We start from the raw sequence: 13,214 nt of genomic DNA, 5'->3' as shown, positions 1-13,214 counted from the left end.
GGGAGGAGAGACCATGCGGCACCCCTATGCGGCCCCGTCCGCCAAGCGCGCCGGCGCGCGTTCGTTGCGCAGCGTCCTGGCGTGCGCCATCGCGGCCTCGTTGACCAGCGGCGCGGCCTGGGCGCAGGAGCCGCCCGCCGCTGCGGCCACGACCGCCACGGCGCCGGCGCCGGCAAGCGGGGCGACGACGCTGGACCAGGTCCAGGTCACCGGCATCCGCGGCTCGATCCAGTCCTCGATCAACAAGAAGCGCGACGACACGGTGATCTCCGACGTGCTCTCGGCCGAGGACATCGGCGACCTGCCGGCGCCGTCGCTGGCCGACGCGATCGAGACCCTGACTGGCGCGGCCTCCACCCGCGACAAGACCGGCGCCTCGGAGATCTCCATCCGCGGCCTGGGCGCGTTCCTCAGCAGCACCCAGTTCAACGGCCGCGAGATCACCAACGGCAGCGGCGACCGCTCGGTGAACTTCAACATGTTCCCGGCCGAACTGATCAACACCGTGGCCATCTACAAGACCCAGCGCGCCGACCTGATCGAAGGCGGCGTCGCCGGCACCATCGGCCTGGAGACGGTCAAGCCGCTGGACTACGGCAAGCGCGCGATCCAGTTCGACGGGCGCGGCAGCTGGGCCGAGTACGACAGCAAGTACCGCGACAAGGACGGCATCGGCTGGCGCGGCACCGCCAGCTACATCGACCAGTTCGAATTCGCCAACGGCGGCAAGCTCGGCGTGTCGATCGGCCTGCAGGCGCTGGACGGCACCGATCCGGAAGAGAGCATGACCAGCGGCTCCACCTGGTACGCCTGCGACGGCACCCAGAACGTGCGCAACGCCAATTGCGCCGAGGTCGGCGCCAACGCCATCGCCAACGGCGCGCCGTACTACCTGGTGCCGAGCAGCCGCATCTACCGGCTCAAGCAGGAGCGCAACGACCGCCAGTCCGAGTTCGCCGCGGTGCAGTGGAAACCCAACGAGGTGCTCGAGGTCAATGTCGACTACGAGCACACCGACCGCAACTGGCACGAGAAGCGTTCCGACCTGAGCCTGTCCAACACCCGCCGCGGCATCGTCGATCGGCAGGTCGACGACAACGGCGTGCTGCGCAGCTATTCGGGCAACACCTCGATCGATTCCACCTCGACCCTGTACGACCGCAACGAGGAATACACCGGCGGCGGCCTGAACATCGTGCTGCGCCCGAGCGTGGCCTGGGAGATCGCCACCGACCTGTCCTACTCGCACACCGTGCGCGAGGACACCCAGCGCATGACCCGCCTGCGCGCCAACGCCCGCGACGTCAACAACGCGGTGGTGCCGGGCATCAGCAGCGGCGCCACTGGCTACGTCAACTACGACTGGGACAACCGCGGCGACGTGCCGAGCATCGCGCTCGATCCGGCGTTCGACGTCAACGACTGGGACGCCTATACCGGCGCGGCACGGGTCACCTCCGAAGAGGAGAAGAACGACCACCGCATCCGTGCCGGGCGGTTCGACGTCAGCTACCTGCCCGAGGACGGCCTGCTGACCAAGCTCAGCTTCGGCCTGCGCGCCAGCCAGGCCGACTACCGCTACTTCGACAACACCATCACCACCGACATCGCCTCCAGCGGCGCCGGGCGCGCGCAGATCGTCGCCGCCAACCAGGCCTGCCGCGCGGCGTTCCCGCAGGACGATTTCCTGGACGCGGCCAGCGGCAACACCATCTCCAGCTGGGCCTACTTCGATCCGCGCTGCCTGTACGAAGCGTTCCGCGGCAGCAGCGCCACCGGCGTGGACCCGGACTACATGGATCCGAACAACGTCGACGTGGTGGAGAAGACCAAGGCGCTGTTCCTGATGGCCGACTTCCGCAGCACGCTGTTCGGGCTGCCGGTGTCGGGCAACATGGGCCTGCGCTGGGTCAAGACCGACGTGCGTTCGCAAGGCGTGCGCGCCGACCTGGACCTGATCGACAACGGCGCCGGCACCTTGCGCCTGCAGCCGACCGGCCGCTATCAGACCCTGGTCGCCAAGGCCGGCAACGACAAGCTGCTGCCCAGCGCCAATGCCTCCTTCGAACTGCGCGACAACCTGCTGCTGCGCCTGGCCGGCTACCGGGCGATGTCGCGTCCGGACATCGCCGCGCTGGGCTCGGGCCGCAACGTCAACCTCACCGGCACCGAGAACTTCACCAGCCTGGAAGAAGCGCTGGCCGGCATCACCGCCACCGGCAACCCGGAGGCGAAGCCGTTGATGTCGTGGAACGGCGACGTGTCGCTGGAGTGGTATCCGAACGAGGACAGCATGCTGGCCGGCGCGGTGTACTGGAAGCAGTTCAACGGCGGCACCGAGACCGCGCTGTTCGACGAGACCTTCGTGGTCGATGGACAGAGCGTTACCGTGCCGGTGCCGCGCCAGGTGACCACCGACAAGAAGAGCACGCTGACCGGCTTCGAGCTTAGCGCCGCGCACCGCTTCTCCTACCTGCCCAAACCGCTGGACGGGCTCGGCTTCAAGCTCAGCTACAACTACGCCGACACCGACTACGAGACCCAGGATCCGCGCCTGGGCGAGCAGGTGGATGCGGTCACCGGCACGGTGATCCCGGCGATCGTGGCCCCGGCCGGGCTCAGCGGCTTCTCGCGGCATGTGCTGTCCGGCTCGCTGTACTGGGAACTGGGCCGCTTCGACATGCAGGCGATCGGCAAGTACCGCTCCAAGTACTACCAGGACTTCACCGGCAACACCGCGCAGCAGAACCGTTACTACGACGACAACACCAGCGTGGATTTCCGCGCGCGCTACCGGGTCACCAAGCAGCTGTCGCTGTCGCTGGAACTGATGAACCTGACCAACGAACCGCGCGTCGCATCCCAGCCTGTCTACGGCAACTTCCGCGAGTACGTGAGCTACGGGCGGCGCGCATATTTCGGTGTACGATACAAGTTCTGAACGCAGCGGCGCGGCTCCCGGGTCGCGCCGTTTTTCGAGCCGCAGCAGGCGCCGGCGCGTCGTCCCGGCACCGCTGTGGAATTCACCGACGGGTCCTTAGCGCGAATGTCCGAAAGCCGCCTCTACCAATCCATCGCCGCAAAGATCCTGTCGCTGATCGAATCGGGAGAATTCCCGACCGGTTCGCGGCTGCCGGGCGAGCGCGATCTGGCCGAGCGGTTCGGGGTGAGCCGGGTGACCATCCGCGAGGCGGAGATCGCGCTGGAAGCGCAGGGCTGGATCGCGATCAAGACCGGCTCGGGCGTGTACGTGCGGCCGCGTCCGATCGATGCGCAGGGCGCGCTGCCCGACGTCACCGCCTTCGACCTGACCGCCGCGCGCACGGTGATCGAGGCCGAAGCCGCCGCGCTAGCGGCCGGGCGCCTGACCGATGCCGACATCGAGGAACTGCAGACCCTGGTGACGGCGATGTCCGATCCGGCCACCACCGAGGAAATGGCCGGCGAATACGACCGCCGCTTCCACCTGGCGATCGCGCGCCTGTCCGGCAATCCGGTGGTGGAATACTGCATCCACCTGATCTGGCGCATGCGCAACGAACTGCCGCGGGTGCGCCAGGTGTATGCGCACGTCTGCCACCAGGACGATGCGACCCGCACCGACGAGCATGCCGCGATCCTGGAAGCGCTGAAGACGCGCGATCCGGCGGCCTCGCGCAACGCGATGCGCAATCACTTCCAGCGCCTGTTCGAGTCGATGCTGGAAGCCACCGAGAGCCAGGCCCTGGCCGAGATCCGCCGCCGCACCCAGCAGGACCGCGAGCGCTTCCTGGCCACCACGCGGATCTGAGCCGGGCGCCGCTGCCGGCGTAGCGCAGCCGGTGTCGGCGCTGCGGCGTGATGCGCTTCCGCGCATGCGTGCGCGGCGCGTCGTTGCCGCCGCCATCGGCCATCGCCGGGACGTGTTCGCCTCGCCTTGCGGCGTCCGCCTGTTGCGCAATCGCGCCGCAATCGCGGCCCATTGCGCCACGCGGCGACGGCGCAGTCATCAGCACCTGAACGCCATCGGCGCGCCGTGCGCCGACCGCAGCGTCAACCGCAGCGCGGCTGTGTCTCGCGCAGCGACGCAAGCACGGCGGTCAATCGCGCGCACCGCGCTGCTCGCATTCACGCCTGGCGCTGCCCGCGCCTGTTAAGCATGAAGCCAAGCGGGCTCTTTGGCCCCTCTGGATCATCATGGCGTCCCCCTGGCGTGCGTTGCGTAGACGGCTGCTTCCTTATCGGCGCGGCCTCTCCGGCGTGCGCGCGATGTTCCTGCAGCATGGCCGCATGCGGCCGCTGACCGAGGAGCCGCTGCGCGCGCAACTGCTCAGCGCCGAACAGATGGCCGCGCACGGCGAAGCCCTGGCGCGTAGTCACCGGGTGCGCGGCGGACGCAGTCCCGAGGTGTTGCTGGCGCGGCTGAAACAGAACGAGGACGTGCTGCGCGACGCCCTGGCGATGCTCGCGGCGATGGTCCGCGACGACATCCGCGTCACGCCGGCCGGCGAGTGGCTGCTGGACAACTTCTACTTGGTCGAAGAACAGATCCTGATCGCGCGGCGCCATCTGCCCGCCGGCTACAGCCGCCAGCTCCCGGCGCTGGCGCAGGGCGCGTCGGCCGGGTTGCCGCGCGTCTATGCGCTGTCGATGGACGCGATCGCCCACGGCGACGGCCGTATCGATGCCGACATGGCCAGCCGCTTCATCGCCGCCTACCAGACGGTGACACCGCTGAAGCTGGGCGAGCTGTGGGCGATTCCGATCATGCTGCGTCTGGGCCTGCTGGAAAACCTGCGTCGGGTCGCGGCGCGAGTGATGCGCGACGGCATCGACCACCGCCTGGCCAGCGACTGGGCCGACCGGCTCAATACCGCTGCCGTGCAGGACCCCAAGAGCGTGGTGCTGGTGGTCGCGGACATGGCGCGCTCGCAGCCGCCGCTGTCCGGCGCGTTCGTGGCCGAACTGGTACGCGGGCTGCACGGGCGCGGCGGGGTGCTGGCGATGCCGGTGACCTGGGTCGAGCAGTGGCTGGCCGACGGCGGCCAGCGCATCGACCAGATGGTGCATGCGGAGAGCCAGCAGCAGGCGGCCGACCAGGTCTCGATCAGCAACAGCATCGCCAGCCTGCGTCTGCTGGCGACGCTGGATTGGCGCGATTTCGTCGAGGAGCTGAGCGCGGTCGAAGCGCACCTGCGTCGCGATCCGCACGGCACCTACGCGCAGATGGACTTCCAGACCCGCGACAGCTACCGGCACAGCGTCGAACTGCTGGCACGGCGCAGCGGCGCCAGCGAGGACGCGGTGGCCGAGTGCGTGCTGCAGCTGGCGCAGGCGGCGGCCGTGGACGACCGGCGCCATGTCGGCTACTACCTGGTCGACGATGGCCAGCGCGACCTGCCGGCGGCGATCGCCGCGCTGCCGCGCGCACGTCGGCGGCCGCACGTGGCGCGGCGCACGCTGCCGCTGCCGGCGTACCTGCTGCCGATCGCGGCCATCGCCGCGTTCGGCAGCTGGAAATTGCTGGCCCAGCTGCATGCGCTGGCCACGGTGCCGGCATGGCTGTGGGCGACGACCGCGCTGCTGGGCGTGCTGGTGTTCAGCGAACTGGGCGTGGCGTTGGTCAACTGGGCGGCGACGCTGCTGGTGGCGCCGCGCACGCTGCCGCGGATGGACTTTTCCAAGGGCATTCCGGCGGGCGCGCGCACCCTGGTGGTGGTGCCGAGCATGCTTAGCGACGCGGCCACGATCGACGAACTGGCCGAAGCGCTGGAAGTGCGGTTCCTGGCCAATCGCGATGTGCAGCTGCATTTCGCATTGCTGACCGATTTCCTGGACGCCGCGCAGGCGACGCTGCCCGGCGACGCGGCGCTGCTCGACCACGCCGCGCAGCACATCGCGCGGCTCAACCAGCGCTATGCGCCGGAACGCGGCGACCGCTTCTTCCTGCTGCACCGCCCGCGCCTGTGGAGCGCCGGCGAGCGCGCCTGGATCGGCCACGAGCGCAAGCGCGGCAAGCTGGCGGCGCTGAACCGGCTGTTGCGCGGCGGCGCGGCCGATGCCGATTTCAGCGCGGCGATCGGCGCGACCGCGCTGCTGGCGCAGGTGCGCTACGTGATCACCCTGGACGCGGACACGCGGCTGCCGCGCGACGCGGCGCGCGAGTTCGTCGCGACCCTGGCGCATCCGCTGAACCGCGCGCGCATCGATCCGGCGCTGGGCCGGGTGACCCGCGGCTACGGCATCCTGCAGCCGAGCGTGGGCAGCAGCATGAGCGGCCATCGCATCACCCGCTACGCGCGCCTGTTCGGCAGCGAACCGGGCATCGACCCGTATACGCGCACCGTGTCCGACGTGTACCAGGACCTGTTCGGCGAAGGCTCGTTCGTCGGCAAGGGCATCTACGACGTGGATGCGTTCGAGCAGGCGCTCGACGGCCGCCTGCCCGACAACCGCATCCTCAGCCACGACCTGCTGGAAGGCTGCTACGCGCGTGCCGGCCTGGTCAGCGATGTGCGCTTGTTCGAGGACTACCCGGCGCGCTATGCGGCCGACGTGAAGCGCCGCGCGCGCTGGATCCGCGGCGACTGGCAGCTGTTGCCGTGGCTGTTGCCGTGGGTGCCCGACGCCGCCGGCCGTTACCGGCGCAATCCGCTCTCGGCGCTGTCGCGCGGCAAGCTGCTGGACAACCTGCGCCGCAGTCTGGTGCCGATCGCCGCCACCGCGTTGCTGGCGACCGGTTGGCTGTGGCTGCCGCGGCCGGCGGCGTGGACCGCCTGGCTGCTGGGCCTGTTCGCGCTGCCGATCGTGGTGCCGGCGCTGCACGACATCGTCGCCAAGCCGGTGGACATGGCCTGGCGCATGCACCTGGGCACGCTGGGCAAGGCCTGGGCGACGCAGCTGCAGCGCGCACTGGTGGCGCTGGCGTGCCTGCCGTACGAGGCCGGCTACGCGGCGTCGGCGATCGTGCGCACGCTGTGGCGCATGCTGGTCAGCCGGCGCCGCCTGCTGCAATGGCATGCATCCGGCGACGTGGCGCGCAGCCTCGGTCGCGGCAATGCGGCGGAGCTGGGCGGGATGGCGCCGTCGGCGCTGTGCGCGCTGGCGCTGCTGGCCGTGCTGGCCTGGCGGCAGCCGCATGCGCTGTGGGTCGCCGCGCCGATCCTGGCGCTGTGGATCGTCGCGCCGGCCGTGATGGCGTGGATGGGCCATTCTGCCGCGCCGCGCCGCGCGCAGCTGGCGCCGCCGCAGCGCGCCTTCCTCGGCCGGCTGTCGCGCCGCACCTGGGCGTTCTTCGAAGTGCACGTGCGCGCGCAGGACCATTGGCTGCCGCCGGACAACGTGCAGGAACATCCGCAACTGGTGGTGGCGCGGCGCACCTCGCCGACCAATATCGGCCTGGCCCTGCTCGGCAATCTGGCCGCCTACGACCTGGGCTACCTGCAGCCGGGCGGGGTGATCGAGCGCACCCGGCTGACCCTGGCGACGATGGAGACGCTGCCGCGCCATCGCGGCCATTTCTACAACTGGTACGACACCGAGACCCTGCTGCCGCTGCCGCCGGCCTATCTGTCGACGGTGGACAGCGGCAACCTGGCCGGGCATCTGCTGACCCTGCGCCAGGGCCTGCTGGCGCTGTGCGATGCGCCGTTGCTGGCCACGGCCACCTTCGACGGGCTGGCCGACACGTTCGGCGTGCTGCGCGAGGCCGCGCACGACAATCCAGCCGCAGCGGCGGTGCCGCATGCGGCGCTGCACGACGTCGATCAGCGCCTGCAGGCGCTGTGCGCGGTCCCGCCGCAGTCGCTGCCGCAGACCTGGCACGCACTGGCTGCGCTGGCCGTGCAGGCGGCCGCGATCGCCGAGCGCTGGCCGCCGCCGGCCGCCGCTACGGAGCAGTCCGCCGACGCGTTGGCGCCGCACTGGCCGCAGGTCCTGCTGGACGCGTGCAACGCGGCGCAGCAGGAACTGCACGAATTCGCGCCGTGGGCGACGGTGCCGGATCGCGACGACGCGTGCCTGCCGGCGACCGAGGCGGCGTTGCCGACGCTGCGCGCGCTGGCCGCGCAGACCTGCAACGCCGAGGCCGCCGAGCGCGCCCGCGCGCGCATCCACCAGCTCGAGCGCCTGGCGCATATCGCCGGGCAACTGTCGCTGATGGAATACGGCTTCCTCTACGATCCGGCGCGGCGCCTGCTGGCGATCGGCTACAACGTCGACGAGCGGCGCCTGGACCAGGGCTACTACGACCTGCTGGCGTCGGAGGCGCGGCTGTGCAGCTTCGTCGCCATCGCCCAGGGCCAGTTGCCGCAGGAAAGCTGGTTCGCGCTCGGGCGCCAGCTCACCGAGGTCGACGGCGAAGCGACGCTGCTGTCGTGGAGCGGCTCGATGTTCGAATACCTGATGCCGCAGCTGGTGATGCCCAGCTATGCCGACACCTTGCTCGACCAGACCGCCGTGCATGCGGTCAACGCGCAGATCGCGCACGGCGCGCGGAACGCGGTGCCGTGGGGCGTCTCCGAATCCGGCTACAACGCGGTCGATGCGCGGATGAACTACCAGTACCGCGCGTTCGGCGTGCCCGGGCTGGGCCTCAAACGCGGGCTCGGCGACGATCTGGTGATCGCGCCATACGCCAGCATGATGGCGCTGATGGTGGCCCCGGAAGCGGCCTGCGCCAACCTGCAGCGGCTTGCCGAGTCCGGTTTCGGCGGCCGTTTCGGCCTGCACGAGGCGATCGACTACACCCCCAGCCGGGTGCCGCCCGGCCAGGACCATGCGCTGATCCGTTCGTACATGGCGCATCACCAGGGCATGGGCCTGCTGGCGCTGGACCATCTGCTGCGCGAGCAGCCGATGCAGAAGCGTTTCGCCGCCGATGCCGAGTTCCAGGCCACCTTGCTGCTGCTGCAGGAACGGATCCCGCGGGTGGGCGTGTTCCATCCGCAGGAGGCCGACGGCGCCGCACGCAGCCCCCAGGACGCGCGCGAGGACGAGACCCAGCTGCGCGTGTTCCGCGATCCGAGCGCGCCGCGGCCGGCGGTGCAACTGCTCTCCAACGGCCGCTACCACGGCCTGCTGACCAGCGCCGGCGGCGGCTACAGCCGCATGCGCGACATGGCCATCACCCGCTGGCGCGAGGACGCCACCCGCGACCATTGGGGCAGCTTCTGCTACCTGCGCGACGTGGACAGCGGCGACTACTGGTCGGCCGCCTACCAGCCCACCGCCGTGGCGGTGGACCACTACGAAGCGATCTTCTCCGACGCCAAGGCCGAGTTCCGCGGCCGCAAGCGCGGCTTCGATACGCACCTGGAAGTGGCGATCTCCGCCGAGGACGACATCGAGCTGCGCCGCCTGCGGGTCAGCAACCGTTCGCGGCAGCCGCGCACCATCGAGATCACGACCTATGCCGAAGTGGTGCTGGCGCCGGCCATCGCCGACGAACTGCACCCGGCCTTCAGCAACCTGTTCGTGCAGACCGAGATCGCCCGCGACACGCAGGCGCTGCTGTGCACGCGGCGCACCCGCGCGCACGACGAGGTGGCGCCGTGGATGTTCCATCTGGTGGCGGTGCACGACGCGCACATCGGCGCGATTTCCTACGAGACCGACCGCGCGCGCTTCCTCGGCCGCGGCAATACGGCGCGCACCCCGCGCGCGCTGAGCCGGGATGCGGCGCTGTCCGACACCGCCGGTTCGGTGCTCGATCCGGTGGTCGCGATCCGCTGCCGGATCGAGCTGGCGCCGGAGCAGACCGCGATGATCGACATGGTCTACGGCGTCGGTGGCGACCGTGCCGCGTGCATGGCGCTGATCGACAAGTACCGCGACCGGCGCCTGGCCGACCGCGTGTTCGACCTGGCCTGGACCCACAGCCAGGTGGTGCGCCGCCAGATCAACGCCTCGCAGGCCGACGCGCAGCTGTACGAGCGCCTGGCCGGGCTGATGGTGTACGTGAACCCGGCGCTGCGCGCCGACAGCGAACTGCTGCTGCAGAACCGGCGCGGCCAGTCCGGGCTGTGGGGCCATGCGATCTCCGGCGACCTGCCGATCGCGCTACTGCAGATCGGCGATGCCGACAACATCGAACTGGTGCGGCAGATGGTGCAGGCGCATGCGTACTGGCGGCTCAAGGGCCTGCATGCGGACCTGGTGATCTGGAACGAGAGCCAGAGCGGCTACCGGCAACAGCTGCAGGAACAGATCCTGGGCATGGTCGCGGCCGATCCGGACGCCAGCGTGCTGGAGCGCCCCGGCGGCATCTTCGTGCGTCCGGTGCAGAACATCTCGCAGGAGGACCGCATCCTGCTGCAGGTGGTGGCGCGGGTCATCGTCAGCGACCAGCGCGGCACGCTGGCCGCGCAGATCGGCCGGCACCTGCCGCCGCCGCGCGGCATGCCGGAACTGGTGCCGTTGCCGGCCGCCGCGCTGGCCGAGGCGCAGGAGCAAGCACAGGCGCTGGCGCCGTTCGCGGCCGCCAGCGGCGACCCGCACGAGGATCCGTGGCCGTTCGCGCCGGCGCAGGGCGAGGTGCTGTTCGACAACGGCACCGGCGCCTTCGCCGCCGACGGCCGCGAATACCTGGTGGCGCTGCGCGAGGGCGCGCCGACGCCGGCGCCGTGGTCCAACGTGCTGGCCAATGCGCAGCTGGGCACGGTGCTCAGCGAAAGCGCCGCCGGCTACACCTGGTTCGAGAACGCGCACGAGTTCCGCCTGTCGCCCTGGCACAACGACCCGGTCGCCGACGCCTGCGGCGAAGCGTTCTACCTGCGCGACGAAGACAGCGGCCGGGTGTGGTCGCCGCAAGCGCTGCCGCGCCGCGGCGAGGGCGACTACCGTACCCGCCACGGCTTCGGCTACAGCGTCTACGAGCATGTGCAGGACGGAATCGCCAGCGAGCTGTGGGTGTACGTGGCGCTGCACGAAGCGGTGAAGTTCTCGGTATTGAAGCTGCGCAACCTGTCCGGGCGCAGCCGGCGCCTGTCGGCGACCGGCTATGTGGAATGGGTGCTGGGCGACCTGCGGGTGAAATCGCAGATGCACGTGGTCAGCGAGCAGGACGGCACGCACGGCGCACTGCTGGCCTGCAATCCGTACAACGCCGAGTTCGCCGCGCGCACCGCGTTCTTCGACGTGGATGCGGCCGCGCGCAGTTGCACCGGCGACCGCAACGAATTCCTCGGCCGCAACGGCGACATGGCCCACCCGCAGGCGCTGCGCCGCGAACGCCTGTCCGGGCGCCTCGGCGCCGGGCTGGATCCGTGCGCGGCGATCCAGGTGCCGCTGAGCCTGGCCGCCGGCGCCGAGTGCGAGACCGTGTTCCGGCTCGGCGCCGGCAAGGACCGCGATGCCGCGGTGGACCTGGCGCGGCGCATGCGCGGCCGCGACGCCGCGCACGACGCGCTGGACGCGGTGCGCATCCATTGGCGGCAACTGCTCGGCGGCTTGCAGGTGAAGACCCCCGATCCCAGCGTGGACCTGCTGGTCAACGGCTGGCTGCCGTACCAGACCCTGGCCTGCCGCTACCTGGCGCGCAGCGGCTATTACCAGTCCGGTGGTGCGTTCGGTTTCCGCGACCAGCTGCAGGACATGATGGCGCTGGTCCACGCCACCCCGGAACTGGCGCGCGAGCATCTGCTGGCCAGCGCCGCGCACCAGTTCCCGCAGGGCGACGTGCTGCACTGGTGGCATCCGCCGCAGGACCGCGGCGTGCGCACGCGCTGTTCGGACGACTACCTGTGGCTGCCGCTGGCGGCGTGCCGCTACCTGCAGGTCACCGGCGACCGCGGCGTGCTCGACGAAGACGTGCGCTACATCGAAGGCCGCGCCGTCGGCGCCGACGAGGAGTCGTACTACGACCTGCCGGCGCCGTCGAGCCAGCGTGCGCCGCTGTACGCGCACTGCGTGCAGGCGCTGCGCCGCGGCATGGCCCTGCTCGGCGAGCGCGGCCTGCCGCTGATCGGCACCGGCGACTGGAACGACGGCATGAACCGGGTGGGCGAGGGCGGCAAGGGCGAGAGCGTGTGGCTGGGCTTCTTCCTGTACCACGTGCTGCAGCAGTTCGCGGCGCTGGCGCGCAGCCGCGAGGATGCGGCCTTCGCCGACGAGTGCGATGCGGCGGCGCATGCGCTGCGCGGCAATCTCGAGGCGCATGCCTGGGATGGCGGCTGGTACCGGCGCGCGTGGTTCGACGACGGCACTGCGCTGGGTTCGGCGCAAAACGCCGAATGCCGCATCGATTCGATCTCGCAGAGCTGGTCGGTGCTGTCCGGCGCGGCCGAACCGGCGCGCGCGCGGCAGGCGATGGCGGCGCTGGACCGGCATCTGGTCAAGCGCGACGCCGGCCTGATCCAGCTGCTGGAGCCGCCGTTCGACCGCATCGAGCACGATCCCGGTTACATCCGCGGCTACGTGCCGGGCGTGCGCGAGAACGGCGGGCAGTACACGCATGCGGCGGTGTGGGCGGCGATGGCCTTCGCCCGGCTCGGCGACGGCGAACGCGCCTGGGAACTGGCGCGGATGATCAACCCGATCCAGCACAGCCTGGATGCGGCGGCCAACGAGCGCTACAAGGTCGAACCCTACGTGCTCGCCGCCGACGTCTACGGCGTGGCGCCGCACGTGGGCCGCGGCGGCTGGACCTGGTACACCGGCTCGGCCGGGTGGATGTACCGGCTGCTGGTCGAATCGCTGCTCGGCCTGCAGCGCGAAGGCGACAGCCTGCAGTTGCGGCCGTGCCTGCCGGCCGATTGGGAGCGCTGCGAACTGCAGTACCGCCATGGCGGCAGCACGTACCACATCGAACTGCTGCAGCACGCAGCGGAGCAGGCAGGCGATGCCGCCGATCCTGCCGACAGCGCCGGCCTGTTCGTGGACGGCGTGCGTCAGCGCGATGGGCGCATCGCGCTGGCCGACGACGGCAAGACGCATCGCGTGCAATGGCGGCAGCCGCGCGCGCCGGCATGAACACGCGCGCGCAAACGCAGGCGGCGTTGGCGCATATGGCGGCGATGCTGCCCGAATGGACCGCGCATCTGCGCCATCCGGACGAGTTCTGGCCGCAATTCAGCGCGCTCGCGCAGGAGCTGCTGGATGCGGCGGACCCGGACGATCGCGTGCAGGCACGCCAGGCACTGGCGGCGATGCTCGCCGAACACGCGATCGATACGCGGCTGCTGCCGCACTGAGCCGCGTTGTCGCTCGGTGAGCGCACGCCATCGTGCGGATCGCCC

General features: G+C 70.7%; 4 protein-coding genes. All 4 read left to right on the top strand.

All coding sequences use genetic code 11. The features are described from left to right. Positions 1–13 precede the first annotated feature (13 nt). The 4 genes from H9658_RS07780 to H9658_RS07765 all read left to right on the top strand — a co-directional run bounded on the left by H9658_RS07780 (position 14) and on the right by H9658_RS07765 (position 13,169). Positions 14–2,941, top strand: a complete 2,928-nt coding sequence (locus H9658_RS07780) for a TonB-dependent receptor (protein ID WP_191824957.1) — start codon at positions 14–16, stop codon at positions 2,939–2,941. Between the two features lie 105 nt (positions 2,942–3,046). Further along, on the top strand, positions 3,047–3,790 hold the full coding sequence (locus H9658_RS07775; RefSeq protein WP_179570743.1) for a FadR/GntR family transcriptional regulator: 744 nt from the start codon (positions 3,047–3,049) through the stop codon (positions 3,788–3,790). A gap of 386 nt (positions 3,791–4,176) precedes the next feature. Beyond that, on the top strand, positions 4,177–12,948 hold the full coding sequence (locus tag H9658_RS07770; RefSeq protein WP_406848112.1) for a GH36-type glycosyl hydrolase domain-containing protein: 8,772 nt from the start codon (positions 4,177–4,179) through the stop codon (positions 12,946–12,948). Further along, complete coding sequence (locus tag H9658_RS07765; protein WP_225209817.1) at positions 12,945–13,169, top strand: hypothetical protein; 225 nt, start codon at positions 12,945–12,947, stop codon at positions 13,167–13,169. The genes H9658_RS07770 and H9658_RS07765 overlap by 4 nt, the downstream gene beginning before the upstream one ends. Positions 13,170–13,214 lie beyond the last annotated feature (45 nt).

Origin of the sequence: Xanthomonas bonasiae (assembly GCF_014836395.1) — a bacterium.
GTDB classification, from domain to species: domain Bacteria; phylum Pseudomonadota; class Gammaproteobacteria; order Xanthomonadales; family Xanthomonadaceae; genus Xanthomonas_A; species Xanthomonas_A bonasiae.
This window is presented reverse-complemented; position numbering and strand designations above follow the sequence as displayed.

Bases quoted from the DNA above. Each gene is read 5' to 3' on its own strand.
- H9658_RS07770 (WP_406848112.1), top strand. From the start codon at position 4,177: ATGGCGTCCCCCTGGCGTGCGTTGCGTAGACGGCTGCTTCCTTATCGG.
- H9658_RS07765 (WP_225209817.1), top strand. From the start codon at position 12,945: ATGAACACGCGCGCGCAAACGCAGGCGGCGTTGGCGCATATGGCGGCG.
- H9658_RS07780 (WP_191824957.1), top strand. From the start codon at position 14: ATGCGGCACCCCTATGCGGCCCCGTCCGCCAAGCGCGCCGGCGCGCGT.
- H9658_RS07775 (WP_179570743.1), top strand. From the start codon at position 3,047: ATGTCCGAAAGCCGCCTCTACCAATCCATCGCCGCAAAGATCCTGTCG.